Here is an 18,907-nt window from a genome sequence, read left to right as displayed (position 1 = left end):
ATTGTAAAAAAATTCCCTCTCATTTCTGAAAGGGAACTTTTTTGCATTTATTCTAAAAAATTAAATCTGCGGACCTGCAGCTACCAGCCTTTTAGCTTCGTCATTGTCGCAGTATTGCTCAAAGTTTTTGATGTACTTCGCCGCAAGGTCTTTCGCTTTCGTTTCCCATTGGGAAGCATCGGCATAGGTGGCTCTCGGGTCAAGAATTCCTTCGGAAACATTCGGTAGTTTCGTAGGGAAAGTCAGGTTCATCACCGGAAGTGTTTCAGTTTCCGCATTGTCGATTGAGCCATCGATAATCGCATCGATAATCGCTCTTGTATCTTTCAGGGAAATCCTTTTTCCGGTACCGTTCCAGCCGGTGTTTACCAGGTAGGCTTTCGCACCGTGCTCCTTCATTTTGCCAATCAATGTTTTGGAATACATTGTTGGGTGAAGCGTAAGGAAGGCCTCACCGAAAGCCGGCGAGAACGATGGCTGCGGCTCCGTGATGCCTCTTTCCGTACCGGCAAGCTTGGATGTGTAGCCGCAAAGGAAGTGGTACTGCGCCTGATCTTCATCCAGGATGGAAACCGGTGGCAGTACGCCGAACGCATCCGCAGAAAGGTAAACGATTTTCTTCGCGTGGCCAGCCTTGGAAGGCAGCACGATCTTGCTGATGTGGTAGATTGGGTAGGAAACCCTTGTGTTTTCCGTGATGCTGTTATCCGCATAATCGGTTTGACCGTTCTCCTTCACCACTACATTTTCAAGAAGCGCATCACGGCGGATTGCACGGTAGATGTCTGGTTCTTTCTCCTCCGTCAAATCAATTACCTTAGCATAGCAGCCGCCCTCATAGTTGAAAACGCCGTGGTCATCCCAGCCGTGCTCATCATCGCCAATCAGGTAGCGTTTCGGGTCTGCAGAAAGCGTGGTTTTCCCTGTTCCAGAAAGTCCGAAGAACAGCGCCACATCGCCCTCCTCACCTACATTGGCAGAGCAGTGCATCGATGCCATACCCTTCAGCGGCAGGTAGTAGTTCATCATCGCGAACATCCCTTTCTTCATTTCGCCGCCATACCAGGTACCGCCAATGATCTGCATTTTTTCGGTAAGGTTGAACATCACGAAGTTCTCGGAATTCAGGCCTTGCTCCTTCCAGTCAGGGTTCGTAGTTTTGGAACCGTTCACCACGATGAAATCCGGCTCGCCGAAATGCTCCAGCTCGTAAAGCGATGGGCGGATGAACATATTCGTTACAAAGTGTGCCTGCCAGGCCACCTCCATTATGAAGCGCACCTTCAGCCTTGTATCAGGGTTGGTACCGCAGAATGCATCTACCACATAAATTTTTGGCGACTTGGAAAGCTGCTCCATCACCAGCTTCTTGCAGTGCTGGAAAACTTCGTTGGTCGTAGGGAAATTCACCTTCCCGTCCCAGTTGATGGTATCCTTCGTCTCGTCGTCTTTTACGATATATCTGTCCTTTGGCGAACGCCCTGTGAAGATTCCGGTTTTCACGGCCACAGCTCCGGATTTCGTTACCGTACCTTTTTCAAAGCCCTGATTTTTCTCGGAAATCTCGTCCTGATAAAGCTTTTCGTAAGTCGGGTTATACACAATTTCCTCATAGCCTGTGATGCCAAGGCTGTCCAGCTGCTGGATGATCTTGATGTTTTTCATAAATTCTGTTTTTCAATGTTTATTCCACAAATTTAACGATAATCACCACCATTTCGGTGATAAAGTTAATGATAAAAATCAGAATTGAAAACAGGAAATTAAAGAATCAGCGCATCCCACTCAAAAATAGTTTTAAAACCTTTAGCGGAAAAATAATGCTGCCAGCCTTCAAATTTTTGGCTCATCACAAAATCACCGCCCCAGGCTCCAAGACTTTTGATGAATGCAGGGCAATCGGCGAAGTGCAGCGCCTTCGCTGTTTTGGTCTGCAGAAAGTCCGACAGCTTTTTTTCGTGAATTTCCATCAGCCGGGAAAATTCTGTCAGAGTTTCCGCCTGATAGATCTTCATCGTTAATTCCGAAAACTCATCCATCAACTGCTGAGATTTTTCTTTCGCACGGTAAAGCCCGATGCCTTCCCTTGAATTTTGCTTTTGGTTTAAATGGATGAAAATCAGCTCGTTACGAAACTCAGGCGAAAATTCCACTTTTTCAATTTCCCTTCCGTTTTCTGATTTTCGGTAAAGAATAGCCGCTTTTTCCATTGCCACGGCAACATCATAACCGCTGCCACCAAGCGATTTTTCGTTGAGCGCAAAGGCATCGGTTCCTGCCCATTTTGAAAGATTGGCCATCAAAGTGGAGCTGCTGCCCAAGCCATAATCCGCAGGAAATTCCAGATTAGTCGTTAAATAATAAGAAGCGTCCGAATGGAATTTTTCCTCTGATAAACGCTGCACAATCCGCAGAACTTTCATTACAAATTCCGCAGCCTCAGGCTTGTTGGTGCGAAGAATTTTCCAGTGCTTGTAATCGATTTCCGCTGAAAGCCAGTCTTTTCCCTGATGCTTCGCCGTCCAGAAAACACTGGAATTCCCGTCCGATTTTTCTTCAGCAAAAAGTTCCTGGCCAGGTTTTGTGGCAACGGCCAATGCCAAAGCACCGTCCAAAACTGCATATTCCGAGCTCAGCAGCAACTTTCCAGGCGAGAAAAATCTGGACATATTTTTTTATAATTGATAATCGATCAGCTTGTCATCCTGCGCTTGTCGAAGGATTTCAACGAAAACATAACAACCGAAATCTTGTGCCGCGATATCTTAAATAAAAATTAAATTAAAAAAATCTCACTGTGACTCTGTGGTTAATATAATCTGACTTTGACAAAAACCCTGTGTCTCCGCGTTTTATGAGACTAACGATAAAATCTCTCCGTGACTCTGTGGTTTAAACACCTTTGTCAAAGATTTGAAACCTTTCACCAGCGCAGCCAAGCTAATCAATGATCATTTATCAATAATCAATGATGGATTAAGAGCTCGTCGTAGAAACTTCCGAGTCAATTTTTTTAATCAGGCCTTGCAGCGTTTTTCCAGGTCCCACCTCCACGAAAATTCCCGCGCCATCTTTTATCATATTCTGCACACTTTGCGTCCACTTCACAGCGCCCGTTAGTTGTGCCACCAGGTTTTTTTGAATTTCTTCCGGATCGGTGACTGCGGTTGTCGTCACATTTTGGTAAACCGGCATCGTAGGCTGGCGGAACTTCGTGTTATAAATGGCTTCCGCCAGTTTATCCTGTGCAGGCTGCATCAGCGGTGAATGGAAGGCACCGTTCACAGGCAGCAGCAGAGCGCGTTTTGCACCGGCAGCCTTCAGCTTTTCGCAGGCTTTTTCCACTGCTGCGGTTTCGCCGGAAATCACCAGCTGACCAGGGCAGTTGTAATTCGCCGGAACCACCACACCTTCCGTTTCCGCGCAGATTTCTTCAACCTTGGAATCTTCCAGACCCAGAATTGCCGCCATCGAAGAAGGGTTGGCATCGCAGGCTTCCTGCATAGCTTCCGCCCTGGCGCAAACCAGTTTCAGCCCGTCTTCAAACGAGAGAACGCCGTTGGCAACCAATGCAGAAAATTCGCCGAGAGAATGCCCTGCCACCATTGCAGAACCCAAGGCATTGGCCGCCTTCACGGCTGCAACTGAATGGATGAAAATGGCAGGCTGAGTGACCCTTGTTTGCCGAAGCTCTTCATCCGTTCCACTGAACATTATGGAAAGAATATCAAAACCAAGGATTTCATTGCCAAAATCCATCAAATCTTTCACATCTTTACGGGAATCGTAAAGTTCCTTGCCCATTCCTACAAATTGCGAACCTTGGCCAGGAAAAACTAAAGCTTTCTTCATATCAATTTCATTCTCGCCGAAATTACGGCTTTGCTATGGCACCAGCCTTACCACCCTATATCCAGTGTTGATGTAGGCACCATTGTTTTTTGCGCGCACGAATTCAAATTTCGTGGCAAGCTGGGTTTGCGGCTTGTTCATCTGGCGGAAAATTTCGCCGCGGCTGTTTTCGCGCGACAGCATATCGTTTACCACATCGAAGCCAATTACCGCATATTTCGGCGGCGCCTTGCAATATTTCGCGCGGTAATCCGCAAGAACTTCCTTCTCGAAACTTGAGTCGCCGGAAATTTTTCTGTCCATTAAATATACGAAATTCGCCTGACTAAGCGCATCTACCTTCTTCTCAAAAACCGGGCTGTAATACATACTGAACGCCTTCACGCCGGAAGTTTCCTTCGTAAGGCTGATGACTTTATCGGCAAAAGCATTGCCCACGCTGTCGCTGGAATTCGCGAGAACTGCGATAACGGGCGCATTCTGCCCAGTCATCATATTTTTTTCCGGCTGAATTTCATTCGGCGAATTTACGATTTCAACCTGCGGATTTTTCAGCAGTTTTTCCAAATCGGATTTAATGAAATCGGCATACTTCCTATCTTTATCCGCCACGATGAAAATTTTCTGCCCGTTGTACGCATCCTTCACTTCCCTGATGATGCGCTGCGCATAAACTTCGTCGCTCGTTTCCACGATAATCAGGTTGCTGTAGCCGTACAGGTCTTCCGAATTGGCGAAAGGTGCCACCACAGGAATTTTCTTCGGCCCTACAAAATCCAGCACTTCCTTCACATTGCTTTTGAAGAACGGGCCAATTATCAGGTCGGTATTATTTTGGTTCAGCTGAGAAAGCGCGTTTTTAAAATTCGCTTCATTGCCGGCATCTATCACACGGATGTCCAGCTTCATACCCTGCCTTGCATTGCGCTCGATGGCAAGCTTTGCGCCGGAAAGGAAATCCGTGGCTATGCCGCGCATTTTCGCATCCTTCGTATCAAAGCCGAAAGGCAGCATCAGCACCACGCTCAGTGCATCGCCGGAAGTTTTCACATAGGCAGCTTCCGCTTTTTTGATGCGCAAAACCATCCCTGCTTTCAGGCCTTTGGTAACATCAGGATTCAGCGTAAGCAAATCATCCAAATCAATTTGGTAACGGTTCAGGATTCCGAAAACCGTATCGCCATCCCGCACCGTGTAGGTTACGAATTCATCACCCGGCAATTTCGCCGCACTGCCTGATTGGCCTGGCGAAGAATTTTGTGCTAAATTCTTGGCGTCGCCTTTTACCACGATAACATCGCCTGGCTGAAGACCCTTCGCCTCCAACCCTGGATTCATCGCGAAAAGCTGCTGCTGCGTAATGCCAAACTGCTTGGTAATCCTGTAATAATTGTCCTTCGGCTGAACGGTGTAGGTGTCGGACTCCGGCGCAGAGACCGTGGTAGTGGTGGTGGATACCGTGGTAGAGCGTACCTCTTGCCCCGGCAGAGCGTATTTTTTTAAGTTTTCCAATGGCAGTACCACTTCTTCCCCAACCTTCATCTGAAGATTAGGATTCAGCTTCCTCACCTCTTCCTCGGAAATGTGGTATTGCTTGGTAATGCCGTACAAGGTCTGCTTTGGCTGAAGCACAATGGTGCCAGTGGCGGTAGTTTTTACCGAAGTTTTCTGAACATTTGTGCCTGCTGAACCAGCCTTGCCCTGGCTGATGACCAGCACTTCGCCGATTTGCAGTTTGCCATCCTTCGCCGAAGGATTCAGGCGGATAAGTTCGTTCAGGGAAATATTGTGCTGCCGTGCAATGGTGGTGGGGTTATCACCAGCCTTCACGGTATAAGTCCTTTGCGCAGCGGCCATTCCAAAGATTGCCAGCGCAGAAAGTGCTAAAAACTTCTTTATCATCTTTCGGGTGTGAGCCACAAAAATAATGCTTTCCGATTAAATCTGAATAATTGAAAGCTTCGGGTTTTCCACATCGATTGCTGAATACGCCGCATCGAAAAACGCCCTGCCCTCATCGGCGAAAAACACGCTGAAATTCCAGCTTCTTTCCTGCCAGATTTTTCCGGGATGCACTTCCTGATAAAGCCTTTCGAGCATTTCCACCTTCTCTCCTTCCTTGATTTTTTCCGCACGAAGCAGTCGCTTCTTCATCCGCTCGAAAGATTTTAACTGCCGCTTTTGTTCCGCTGCCACAAGGTTTCTGAACGACACATCCGTAAGTTCAGATTTTTCCATCAAAACCTGAAAAGCTTCTTTCACTTTTTTCTTCTGATTTTCAATTTCATCAGAAAGCGGCTGATTTTTTAGCAAATCATCAAAAACCTTCTGGTTAAAATCACCGAAGAAATCTTCTAACTGCAAGTCCGTTTTTTTAATTTTTCGCAAAGTTTTTTCGGTAAGGAAGACCAGCGAATTTCTGGGAATTAAAACTGGAAAAGGCAAACCGATTTCCGCGAAGAAATCCGGCATTTCCAGCCAGTAAGCAACTTCCGCATTTCCACCGATGTAAGCGATGTTCGGCAAAATCGTTTCCTGATAAACCGGCCGAAGCAAAGCGTTCGGGCTGAATTTTTCGGGATGATTTTCCAGCGCATTCAGGATTTCTCCACGGGAAAATTTTTGCCTGGTTTCCGATAGGACGAAATCATCGCCGAAAGCATCAATCCTTTCCCGCTTTTCACCCAGGTAAAAAAGGTTGATTTCCCGCGGATTTACTTGAACTTGTCCATATTTTTCACGAAGGAATTCCACGCGTTTTTCCGTTCTTTTCTGCACGGCATTTTTCAGCAATTCCTGGCGGAAAACTGGCTCTGCCAAAGCCTTCAGTGCAGTAGCATCACCATCCAGAATCAGCAATCCGCACTCGGAAAAAAGCCCGTTCACCAGATGCCGTGTAGCCTCCGCCAAAGTTCGTCCGGAAACATAGGCCTGCTGCATTCTTCGGATGAGTTCTTCGCCGAAAATTCTATCCTGAAAGTCCCGCCGGAATTCTTCTGCAAAAGACAAATCTTCCACAATGATTTTGCCGACAGCCTTGCCGTTTTCTGCATTAAATTGGTAAAAATTCTGCTTCGTTTGGAAATGATTGATTTCGTCGAAATCGTGGTCTTCCGATGCCATCCAAAACAGCGGAACAAACTGATTTTCAGGGAATTGCTTCCGAAGCCAGTCTGCAGTTTTTATAGTTTGAAGAATTTTGTAGATGAAGAAAACAGGCCCGGTAAATAAATTCAGCTGATGACCCGTGGTTACAGTAAAGCAATTTTCATCGCTCAAAATCTTCAGATTATTTTTTTGCAAATCACTCAGGCTCAATGCTTTATGCTGTTCAAGAAAAACCTGCTGCAAAGCTTCACGGTGATGTTTCGGATAGCTTTCCGATTTCTGCTGAATGATTTTTGCAAAATTCTCTTTGCTAAACTTAAACTGCTGAGAATCAGCAAGTTCACCAGAAATAAAATCCTTCACAATTTTCGGAACGGAAGGAATTTCAGAAAACGGAATCTGCTCTATCTGCTTCATTATCAACTAAATAGATTCCAAACAATGCCGATGTTCACGCGGAAATCATACAGCGGATAATAGGGCGCCGTGTAGTTTCGGTTTCGCGAAAAAGTGGTGGTCAAGTTCTGCCCTTCGATGAAGAACTGCATCGTCTTTACGCGCATATTCAGGTACGCATCCACAACAGGCCGGCCTCCTACGGAGTACCCTCGGCGCGCCATCACAAACTCATTTAGCAGCGGCGAGTACTCCCTGGAATCAAAATTTGTGAAGTAATAGACCTTTATCCCCCCCATGAGCTCCGCGGCACGGCGGAATGCCCAGGTCTGATAATAAAGATTGCCGCGCCCGATAAATTTCGGAACAGGATAAACCTCCCTCGCTCCCCCGTGATTCTGGAACAGCAGCCTGCCGTTCAGGTGGAATTTTTTGTAATCAAGAGTCGCATCGGCACCCAACTGCAAGACAGTCAGCGCGTCACTACTCTGCCTTGGTTGAAGTTCGGCATCCCAATAGGCCAGGTTATCCACTCGGAAAAATTTCGCAAACAATTGAGAATGAAACCATTGCAAACCAACGGAGCCGCCAAATTCCAGCAGATTTTCATTCTTAAAATCGGTGATGTTATAATTGCCTGGCAAAACTGCGGTGGAATTCACCAACCAATTGAAACTCGGCGCAGCGCTCTGATAATTTAGTGATGCTTCAAGACTGTAATCTTCGAAAATTTTTAATCTAAGCTCATTCCGCGACTGCAGAAAATTCCCGAAAAATTCCCCGTTTGAAAATTCTAGCCGGGAACGAAGGTTTGCTTCGCTCCACGGACTTATGCGCAAGCTGCCAACTACTCCAATCCTGTTTTCTTTCTTTACTGCATCAGGCGCCCCCGTGAGCTCCACATCCCGGTAGCCGAGCTGCAGGTTGCGGAAGCGGATGCCTGCGTCTGCGGAAAATTTTTCTCTTTCAAAAACTGCCGAGACAGTATTGCTGAAATCCCGTGCAAACTTTTTGGATTCTAGCGCAAGCCCATCTGTAGCGTTGGGGCTGAGTGTTTTCCAATCGTCAGCGCTAAGGTTCAGGCGGTAATCATCGCCCTGATAATAAATGCGGTGCCGGATTCCAAGTCCGTTGGCTCCAAACGGACGCAGCGTGTGGCTCAGGTAAGCCCTTTTGGATGTGTAATCCGACCAGGTACCGCTGAGCAATACCTCGAGATTTTCGCGGTTTCGGAACCTGGAATCGTTTTCTTCGAACAAGTCAGGATCGGCAATACCACCATATTCCTCTGCCTTTATTTTATGGGAAACAAAATGAGCAAATGCCTCATAGCTTCGGTTCTTGGTAAAATAATGGCCCGAAAACAGGAAATGCGAATTTTGTGTAAGGCTGTTCTGGTAAAGCCCTTTTGAGCGCAAACCGGAGTATTCCACCGCGAGATTAAGGTTGCTGCCGAAGTTCTGCGTATAGGTGGTTTTTAGTGCTCCGCCATCCCGCACGCCGCTGTGGAAAACGAAACTTGTGGTGGGCGTTTTTACATCATAATAATCAATGTCTTCCGCAGTGAGGATGCGGTAGCGCTTGTTGCCTGGCAGCAGGCTCAGGGCCTGGGCGGGTTTGTATTCAAAAAACAAATCCTGGAATCCCGCGCCTATGTTGGCAAAGCGGATTCTTCCGAAATTATCGGTATTGTTGTACTGTGTAAAGCGGTAATACTTCTGTACGGTGAAGGAGGTATCGAAGGGCTTGAAACCCGAAAACTCGGTGCGGTGGCGGTAATCCTCGATGGTTGGGCGGAAAATTTTTGCAGAATCCTTCCTGCCATTGTCTATGATGAGGGTATCGCGAACAGCCGGCAGCCGATTGGAATCCGTCTTATTGACGACTTGTGCCGGAAGCAATGCCGCAAAAAAAAACAATAGCCAACAGAAATACCTCATCAGAAAGATTAGACTGCAAAACTATTGAAAATTTTCGGTAAAAGGGGAAAAACCTATCGCCATGGCAATGACAAAAAAACCCCGCGGATTGCGGGGTTTTATAGATTATTAATTAGATATATGAGGGTTATTGTTGATTTCCGCTTGCGGAATTTTTAGATAAAGCCTCTTATCGTTGTAAGGGATTTGCTGACCCACGAAGTAGAGGTGATTAGGACCTCTATTAATAGTGCCTCTATTTCTCTTAAGAGCATAATAACTCTTTCCTTCACCCCAAAGTTCTATGCGTGTCTGAAAGTTTATTTCCTTCAACAAAGCTGCACCAGAAAGTGTGTCAATAAGAGCCAGTTTAGAGCTATCGCTATACCGCTCGGCAAGTAACTCCTTAAGAACTATCTTGGCTTGCGCTTCCTGACCAGTTTTGGCAAGAGACTCTGCCGCAAGCAGATAAAACTCATCTACACGCATAAAGACATAATCTGTCACGATGTTTCTCTGACCCTGTATTTCGCGCTGCGGAGTGTAGAATTTATTTGCTGGAACTGCCTCATAATCGCCAGGTTGATCTGCATCAGATAATTTTAACGATCCATCTTTGTTTTCTGTAACAGTAACGAACTGATTTTTGCGCACATCATATGATGGAATTTCTGCCCAAAGATTTAGGTCAATTGATTTATAATCTCCTACAGCAGCATAAGAGTAGGTGAAGATATCAGCCTGCCCCCACCAACTTACTAAACTAAGGTCATTGGCTTCAGTGATATCAAAGCCCCACATCCAGCTTTCAGTATGGATATTATTAAAGCCCCCTTTCTGGAATGAAGGATCGTATGCCTGTTCCTTCTTAGTAAGCGGAAAACCACCTTTCTGAACTATGTCCAAAGAAGCTTTTGCAGCATTTGTATAATCACCAGTCGCGGCATATGCATAAGCAAGGAGACCTTCTGCAACAAATTTATTTACAACGCCCTTGTTCGGTCGGGAATAACCTTCCAAAAGCGCTACCGCTTCATTTAAATCTTTAATGATCTGTGCATAGACTTCAGATTGCTTTGCCGTGGGCTGAGCAGCTACGCTTGTAGAAGTGTAAAGAGGCACCCCGTCCCCTGAAGCATCGTAAGCCGGTGTATAGAATTGCATCAAGTTAAAATATGCATAGGCTCTCATTGCTTTGGCCTGACCCATTGCATATTTATCATTTACATTTGTCACTGTAGCATCATTGCCTCCTAAGCCGGCAATTACATCATTGGCAGCATATGCAATTCTATAATAATACCTCCAAGGTTTATAGTTCACTTGGTTTGTGTAATCCGCCGTACCATTAAGCCTAGAGAATTGGCTGTACCAACCATAAGTTTCAGCAGAAAGCACCATATCGCTGGAAAGAAGGTCAGAGTAAATATCGTAACCTTTCTGTCCGAAATCATCATGGTTTTTAGTACCCCCGGTTTCTGTATTCACCATCATAAGGTACAAACCGTTCAGCTTGGATTGTGCATCTGGGTTTGCTAGGGTTTCCGTTGGTTCACTTTCCAGAAATTCATCGCGACAAGAGTTCAAAGAAACTAAAGCACCAAGGAGCGAGCCTAATATTATAAGTTTTTTCATTTCTGTATAAATTTTAGAAGTTAAGTTTAGCACCGAAAGTTACAGTAGAAAGTGGAGAATATCTGTAGGTATCGCTGCCTCCGGTTTCAGAAGTAGTAGGATTGAAGCCTTTTCGTTTAGTATTTATCCAAAGGTTATCTCCAGATACAGAAAGCTCAAGACCATTCAGCCCCCAGCCTTCTAAGAATTGGCTTGGCAATCTATAAGCAACGCGTGCGTTATTAAGTACGATATAGTCTGATTTTGTAAGGAATCTTGTAGATCGGCTGGAGAAATTATTGTCACCTGAATGGTTATTTGATAACCTAGGGACATCTGTTATATCCCCTGGCTTCTGCCATCTATTCAGAATATCTTGGTGCCAATTGTTCCCACCAATCTTACCATTTCCCATCAAACCAGCATAGACAGAATCATAGGAATAACCGCCGATGCCATAAAGAAACTGCACACCTACAGATATCGATTTATAACCGGTATTTACAGAGAACGCGCCTCGGAAATCAGGGATTGCAGATTTACCAACGAACTTTTGAGTTGCCATCGCATAGTTTGTGGTAAGGGTTTCTGCCACAGCAACATTTGGATTGGCGGCCTGGAACTCATATAGAGATAGTATAGCATTATCTATGCCTGCATCAAATTTTCCGTTGTTGTTGGTATCTACATAGTTCATCACCCACTGAGCTGCCCCAGTATCCGGATTTACTCCAGCCCATTCTCTCAGGTAGTAATCATAGATGGAATGGCCTTTTGCTCTACCAAAGCCACTCTCAGAAAGATCAATGATTTTTTCCTTACCGGTAGTATCATCGATTGGCATTTTGGTAAGTTTATTTTTAAGAGTTTCACCATTGAAACTTAGATCGAAGAAGAAATCTCCCTTGTTTACAAGATGTGCGTTAAGAGTGAATTCCCATCCCTGGTTTTCGAGTTGGCCGTCGTTGGCCTTCAGAATCGCATTACCTGTAGAAGGCGCGAGGCGCTTATCAAATATCAGGTTATCAGTTGTTTTCTTATAATAATCCACTGTACCGTCAATTACGCGATTTTTCAGAAGCCCGAATTCCAGACCCGCTTGGAAGATTTTGGATTTTTCCCAAGTTAAGTCAGGGTAACCAATCCTATCAAAAGCCGCTCCTGGCAGCCCCATGAAATTACCAGCATTGTAAACATTATAACCAGGATAGAAGCCTACACCCGCTTGATCACCAACTGTACCATAGCTGGATTTAAGCTTCAGCATGTTGAATGCGGAATTATCCTTCATGAAATCCTCTTTCGAAATTACCCAGCCTGCACCTACGGAGTAGAAGGTATCCCATTTATCATTAAGGAATCTGGAAGAACCATCCCTACGGACACTCGCAGAAAGGAGGTATTTGTTGCTGTAATCATACATGAGCTGACCAAAGTAACTTTCTAGAGAATAATTATCTTCATAAGAGTAAGCTGGATTCTGGTTTATAGCATTATTCAACTCCTTACCGTCAGGTATTACTAGACCGTTTTTTGATATGGATAGGAAGTTACGCTTCCAGTCGGTAGTTTCGTGTGCTGCAAAGACCTGCAACCCGTGATTATCAAAGCGGTTCATATATCTTAGCAACTGAAGCCAGTTCCAAGAAAAGAGTTCAGTTCTTGTTTTGTAAAGGGAACCATTTTGCGAAGCAGAACTACCATAATATGGGTTGCCAAACCAGTTACGGCTATTATTAAAATACTGGCCTCCCAAACGAGTTTCAAAACTAAGTCCTTTTACTATATCTGCCTTTAGGAAGAAGTTCGAGTTTAGCTCGTGCTTTTTATAATTGTCAATGCCATAGGTAGCATCTGCAATAGCGTTGGTAAGCGCACCAAATCCGCGGCCTGCACCGTAGTCATACTGGTAGCCCCCGTAGTAAGGGTCTGCCACTTTATTTCCCTTGGCATCTCTTAAGAACAGAGGATAGATGGATGGGATATTATCAACAAACCAGAATACACTTCCGCTGTTATTGGTTTGTCCATTTCTATCAGCATTGGTGTAAGCATAACCCATGTTGAACTCACCCTTCAGCCAAGGACGCGCCTGGTGGCCAACATTCAGACGGCCGCTATAGCGCTCATATTTTGAGTTGATGCTATAGCCAACATCCTTAAGATAACCGATACCGGAATAGTAAGTTGTTCTTCCAGAACCCCCACTGATGCTGAGATTGTTCTCATTCCGCATCGAAGTCTGGAAAGCGTAATCTTCCCAATTTTCAGGGTCATATTTTCTTGTAATACCCGGGCGCACTGTTCTGGTAGCGGGATCAATAAGTTCCGCTCCCGTTGCGTTCCACATATTATATTTAGCATTAATACCCCGGCTGCTGAACAGATTGGCGTTCGCATATGCAACAGGATCCACCGCCTTAGCTGGATTTGCCTGATTCATCAGCATGCGCTGGTTATAAAGCGCCTCCCAGGCAAGCCCGATATACTGCTCCGGGTTGTTGATGGTTTCATAGCGCGGAAGAAATGCGCCGTTGAAACCGATCTTAGATTCTATTTGCACAACATCGCGGTTTGCGCGGCCTTTTTTGGTCGTAATCAAAACAACACCATTCGCTCCCCTGGAACCGTAGATCGCAGTAGAAGTAGCGTCCTTAAGGACATTCATACTCTCGATATCGTCCGGATTAATGGATGCTACATTCCCGCTGAATGGCACACCATCCAACACAAAAAGCGGAGCCCTATTACCACTCACGGAACCGAAGCCTCGCACGCGGATCTCAGGATTCGAACCCGGCTGACCGGAGTTTGTAATTACTCGCACACCAGCAGCCTCACCGGTAAGAGCCTGCGCTACATTGGAGACATTCTTCTTGCTGATGTCCTCACTCTTAACTTTGGAAACTGATCCAACAAAATCTTCTTTTTTAACCGCAGTATAACCAACGATTACGACTTCATCAATTTCCTTAGTCTTTACAGAATCCCGCACCTGTGCAGAAAGCACCCCTCCACCAAGGAAGAATACTACCCCGGCACCTAGTGCTTTTATTCTTACATTCATATTAACAGTTTTTAATATTTGAGTTAGCAAATATGTTAATAAAAATTAACATAGCAAAATTTTTTTTTGTCAGGAAAAAAATTAGTTGGCGCCGAATTTAAAATCAGAACAATTAATTTTCAGAAATTTTCACTAAAATTGAAAACTTTAACAAAATTTTATTACAAATACAAACTTTGATTTATCAATTAAACATCCTCGCAAGTTCCTAAAAAAACTGTAAGATACCCGCCTCCTGGGTATCTTACAGTCACATATTTAGCTTTTTGCTGGTTAATTTTTATCCCAGAAGATCTTCGTATAGAGAAAATCTCCGCCTATTGCTGCCGCGCCAGCAGCATAATTCGTAGGGTTGGTTGTTTTCTCAGAAGTTGGGTAGGTCAGGCGCACCGGTACTTGCCCATTCGCACTGTTCACGGCACCCACCGCTGGCTTTAGCTTAGGATAGTCAAGCCGGCGCCAAAAGTTCCAGGCCTGCACCGGCTGGTTGTACATAGCTACCCAGGCTTCCATCCCCAGGGACTGCTTCCAGTTCGCAGCGCTGTACGGGTTTGCCAAGAGGTATGCATCTGCTTCTGCAGCGGTTTTGCCCCACTGTGCAAACGAGGCCCTCACAGCGTTTTTATAAAGTTCTTCCGCATTCCCAATATTCCATCTGGCGGCTGCTTCTGCAAGATAGAACGCCACCTCTGTGTAATTTAGCAAAATGCCCGGCGTGGTGGCTGTATAGGCGAACTTCCCAGGCGCGGAGTACTGCTTGAACGGGGAGTTTTCTCCAATAACGCCTCCAATATATGCGCCGTTTCTCAGCTGAAAGTACTCGCTTCTGCGGGCGTCCTGAGTGCCGTTCATATGGTCTACAATAGTTTTCCCGGCTACGAAATCATTCCTGTTGGATGCTACCAGGTTGCTGTAGATCTGGTTGAAATTTGGCGAGGCAGAAAGATAAGGAAGCAGGCAGTCATCCGCGCCTGAAGTGAAAACTCCGCCTTTTATTGCAGCCTCACAGGTAGCTTTCGCGAGCGCAGGATCTGCATCAGCGAGAGCTATGCCAAGCTTTAGAAGAAGTGAGTTGCCAAATTTTTTCCAGGAAGCGGTTTTGCCATTATAAAACTTCTCCCCGGAGGTAAAGCTCCCCGCGGAAGTATCCAGGGACGCAAGGTCTGCCTGCAGTCTTTTGATCAGCCCTGCGTAGATATCCTTGCCGCTGTCGTACTTAGTTAGCGTATTCTGCTCGGCGACTAGGGCTTCGGTATACGGCACATCCCCGAAGGTATCTACCAGCACCTGAAAGGTATAAACCTGCAGCATATCAATAATGGCAAGCTGGTTTACCTTAGTTTGCTGCCAGGTAGCCTGCTCAGCGGCTGTGGGGTTATATTCGTTCACCAATTTTTTCGCCTGGTCCAGATTCTTCAGAGTTCTCACATAGGTATAATCGAACACCCGGTTGGAAACATTGCGCGTATCGAAATCGTAGCGGCTCTCGTCGGTATAGGTGGTTTCCTGCCAGTACTGCATAGTGAGGCGCAGGTTGTTCACATTCACATTTGGGGTGTTCATATAGTCCGTAAGCTGCTTCTCAGCATAGGTCACCAGCGTAGAAGGCACCGTGGTGTAGTAGCTATTCGGGTCTTTATTGAGTTCCTCCATCCTTGCATCATCTACGCAAGAATTCATAAGAGGCGCAGCGGCGATTAGCGCGATTAAATATTTTTTCATGTTTTGTTGAGGTTAGAAGTTTAGTTTTGCATTAAGAGAAAAAGTCCTGGTTGCCGGCAGCGGGCTGGTCTGATAGCCCTGAACATTCCCCGCGGAGAGGCCGAATTCCGGATCTGCATACGGCAGATCTTTTTTCATAATCCAAAGGTTGTTCCCTACAAGGCTGAGAGATGCGCCGTAAAGGAATGTATTCTGAAGCAGCTCCCTCGGGAAGGTGTAGGTGAGCGCTACCTCGCGGAGCTTTACATAGGTCCCTTTATAAACAAACTGCTTTGCAGGGAATGCGGCATAGCCCATAGCACCAAACTCGGAAGCATCCAGGCGGATGTCGTTCTGCACATACACCGGGTTGTCCTTAGTGCCTGTATTCTTCACGCCAGGGAGAATGTAGCCCCCGCCATTTGCCAGCGTATTACGCACTGGGTTGCCCAGGTCGTTGATGAAAACCGTCTCCGGATAGAGGCCAGTAGCCTGCCCGTAGTATTGGTCCAGGGAGAAGATATCGCCACCTTCTCTCCAGTCTACCTGGAAGGATAGGGCGAGCTGCTTCACGGAAACTTTGTTGACAATTGAGCCGAACCATTTCGGCTGCATATTTCCGATTACGGAATTACCGTCTGTTTTTACATATTTTCCATCCGCTCCTACGATTTTGTTTCCGTTACCGTCGTATTTAAAGTCGCTACCTTTTATGGCTCCAAACTTTTCCCCCTTGGTGGCATTTACCGTCACACCTCCCTGGAAGCTTCCCAGAGTAATGTTCTCCACACCCTCGGCAAGCTCTGTAACTTTGGACTGAGGATTTGACCAGTTGATGTTCATATCCCAGGTTACTGCTTTTGTTTTCACCGGTGTAGCGTTCAGGGATACTTCTACACCCTCGGAGCGCATATTTCCTACATTCTGGAATTTGTAAAGCACACCGGAGGAATAGGATACCGCGAGCGGGAGGATCTGATCTGAGGTGTCATTCTGGAAAGCTGCGACATCAAAGCCGAACCTATTGTTGAAAAACTGAAGGTTCAGGCCGATTTCCTTAGACTTGGTTTTCTCCGGCTTCAGGCTGCTATTCTTTGCGGTGGTATTGTAATAGTATGTTGGCGTACCGAATGGCGTAGAGGTATAATACTGGTTATTTAGCTGGTTAGCCTCGGTATCGCTGCCCACCTCGGCATAGGAAGCCCTCAGTTTACCAAATGAAAGGACTTGAGAATCTTTCAGGAAGTCCCAACCGGTTAGCACGATACTTCCGGAAGCGGAATAATACCAGTAATTGTTCTGATTATCCTGCGTCGGCAGGGCTGTAGAGGTATCATTTCGTACATTTCCTTCAAGATAGTAGGTATTAAGGAAGCCCAAATTGGCACCAGCGAAAATGCCGTAAATTCTTTTCGTAGTATTGGTCAGCAGCGGATTGTTCGGCGTGGTAGCAGAGTTGGTAATGGAGTACACGCCAGGCACAAAAAGCCCGCCCTGCGTTCCCTGAGCATTGGATTTGAAGCTTTGGACATTAATGTTAGTACCCAGAAGCGCGTTCACTGTCACATTATCTCCTGCGAAAATTCCTTTATAATTACCGATCACATCGTAGTTTTCCTCACTTCTCCGCTGGGTCATCATGGCATAGCCGGATGGCTGGTTACCGACGGCTGGCCCGATGGACATATTATCCGGCAACGAACCTATCGCGCGGCGCTCATCTATAAAGTACTCGTACCCGTCGTGGGACATCCTCGCTACTACATTAAAGTGCTCGTTTATATCATAATTCAAGCTGAAGTTCCCGGCGAATCTCTGTCTAGAATCCGTAATGTAGTTTTCATTCAGCTGGAAATAGACATTGTTCCAGTAAGCCGGGGACACATCATTAGCATCCTTAATGTTCCAGGAAACATTTCGCCCGGTAAGCTTATAGAGCGCCTTCTGCTCTTTGATATCCACATTGGTGGCCCACCATTGGCGGAAGTTACCCGTGAGGCCGTGGTAGCCTGTCGGGTTTTTACCGCGGGTATGCTGATCTACATAGGTAGCATATAGGCTCGCCGTAAAGTTCGGCGCAATTTTATACGACGCATTACCCGTAATGCTGTTTTTGTTGAGATAAGTATTCGGGAGTATGTCCGTACCATTCACATTCTGGTAAGAAAGGCGGAAGCTGGACACCTCATTTCCTTTCGAGAAGGAAACGGAGTTGTTATAATTGAACGCCGTTTCAAACAGCTTTGAAGGATCATTCTTCGCCGCCACCCAAGGCGTAGCCTTTCCATATGTAGGCGATCCCGGGATGAATGCCGCATACTGCCACACAAGCAGGTTCGGATCAAACGCCGCCCCGTAGGATGCATCCTCGTAAGTTGGCGCCATAGGCTCGCCGTTGTAGCTGTCGAAGTAGCCCTTGTTCAGGGAGTAGCCCGTACCATAGCCCTGCCCGTACTGCGTCTGATATTTCGGGAAAGTCTCCTTATCAATCACCGATACAGAAACGGAAGAGCTCAGATCCACATCATACCTTTTGGAAGCCCTGCCTTTTTTTGTGGTAATGATGATCGCCCCATTGGCAGCGCGCGAGCCGTAGAGCGCAGTGGCAGCAGCACCTTTCAGCACATTCATTTCCGCGATGTCATCCGGGTTGATATCCGAAATGGTATTTCCCATATCTATCGCAAGCCCCGAGTTCCTAATGGAGTTGGATGAGTTAATCATCGGCGTGCCGTCGATCACGAACAGCGGCTGGTTATTTCCCGTCATAGATCGGTATCCACGCAGGGTAACATCCACTGAGCCCCCGATATTACCACTCGTTTTGATGTTCAGACCAGCGACCTTTCCGCTGAGGTTGCTCGTAAAGTTGGCAGTTGGCACCCTTGCCACATCCTCTGCCCTCACAGATTGTGTGGAATAGGTAAGCGAGCGCGCTTGCTTCTTAAGGCCCAGCGCAGTTACCACCACACCCTCGATGTCCTTAGTCTTTACCGAATCGGTTTTCTGCCCGTACAGGCTGGCACTCACAAAAAACAGCGCGCCTATAGGCATTAATTTCAGTTTAACATTCATTGATTAACAGTTTTTAAGTTTATCTATGCAAATATGTTAATAAAATTTAATATAGCAAATTTTGAAATATAATTTTTTCATTTATAAAAGCAATTAGGTTAACAAAAACACATTTAATAAACATTTAAATGTAATTTATCTAATAAAATTTGCGCATACAGAAAATACTCTGCAA

General features: G+C 46.0%; 10 protein-coding genes. All 10 read right to left on the bottom strand.

The features are described 5' to 3' along the window. Positions 1-60: 60 nt before the first annotated feature. The 10 genes from pckA to IMZ16_RS07585 all read right to left on the bottom strand — a co-directional run bounded on the left by pckA (position 61) and on the right by IMZ16_RS07585 (position 18,732). Positions 61-1,665: a phosphoenolpyruvate carboxykinase (ATP) gene (gene pckA, locus IMZ16_RS07630; protein ID WP_073179184.1), complete on the bottom strand. Its 1,605-nt coding sequence runs from the start codon at positions 1,663-1,665 to the stop codon at positions 61-63. A 98-nt stretch (positions 1,666-1,763) separates the two neighbouring features. Then, positions 1,764-2,669, bottom strand: a complete 906-nt coding sequence (locus tag IMZ16_RS07625) for a GYDIA family GHMP kinase (protein WP_193439554.1) — start codon at positions 2,667-2,669, stop codon at positions 1,764-1,766. Positions 2,670-2,976: 307 nt separating this feature from the next. After that, positions 2,977-3,852: an ACP S-malonyltransferase gene (gene fabD, locus IMZ16_RS07620; protein WP_193439553.1), complete on the bottom strand. Its 876-nt coding sequence runs from the start codon at positions 3,850-3,852 to the stop codon at positions 2,977-2,979. Between the two features lie 33 nt (positions 3,853-3,885). Beyond that, entirely contained in the window at positions 3,886-5,754 is a 1,869-nt protein-coding gene (locus tag IMZ16_RS07615) for a LysM peptidoglycan-binding domain-containing protein (protein ID WP_193439552.1), read from the bottom strand. Positions 5,755-5,790: 36 nt separating this feature from the next. Beyond that, entirely contained in the window at positions 5,791-7,377 is a 1,587-nt protein-coding gene (gene bshC / locus IMZ16_RS07610) for a bacillithiol biosynthesis cysteine-adding enzyme BshC (RefSeq protein ID WP_193439551.1), read from the bottom strand. A 2-nt stretch (positions 7,378-7,379) separates the two neighbouring features. Then, positions 7,380-9,296 (bottom strand): putative porin, encoded by a 1,917-nt coding sequence (locus IMZ16_RS07605; RefSeq protein ID WP_193439550.1) that lies wholly within the window; start codon positions 9,294-9,296, stop codon positions 7,380-7,382. A gap of 108 nt (positions 9,297-9,404) precedes the next feature. Beyond that, positions 9,405-10,910: a RagB/SusD family nutrient uptake outer membrane protein gene (locus tag IMZ16_RS07600; RefSeq protein WP_193439549.1), complete on the bottom strand. Its 1,506-nt coding sequence runs from the start codon at positions 10,908-10,910 to the stop codon at positions 9,405-9,407. A 13-nt stretch (positions 10,911-10,923) separates the two neighbouring features. Then, positions 10,924-13,956, bottom strand: a complete 3,033-nt coding sequence (locus IMZ16_RS07595; protein ID WP_193439548.1) for a SusC/RagA family TonB-linked outer membrane protein — start codon at positions 13,954-13,956, stop codon at positions 10,924-10,926. 273 nt (positions 13,957-14,229) lie between these two features. Then, complete coding sequence (locus IMZ16_RS07590; RefSeq protein WP_193439547.1) at positions 14,230-15,678, bottom strand: SusD/RagB family nutrient-binding outer membrane lipoprotein; 1,449 nt, start codon at positions 15,676-15,678, stop codon at positions 14,230-14,232. Between the two features lie 12 nt (positions 15,679-15,690). After that, positions 15,691-18,732, bottom strand: a complete 3,042-nt coding sequence (locus IMZ16_RS07585; RefSeq protein ID WP_193439546.1) for a SusC/RagA family TonB-linked outer membrane protein — start codon at positions 18,730-18,732, stop codon at positions 15,691-15,693. Positions 18,733-18,907 lie beyond the last annotated feature (175 nt).

The organism is Cruoricaptor ignavus, from assembly GCF_014961145.1.
GTDB classification, from domain to species: domain Bacteria; phylum Bacteroidota; class Bacteroidia; order Flavobacteriales; family Weeksellaceae; genus Cruoricaptor; species Cruoricaptor ignavus.
The sequence above is the reverse complement of the archived record's forward strand: the minus strand, read 5'-3'. Positions and strand labels throughout refer to the sequence as shown.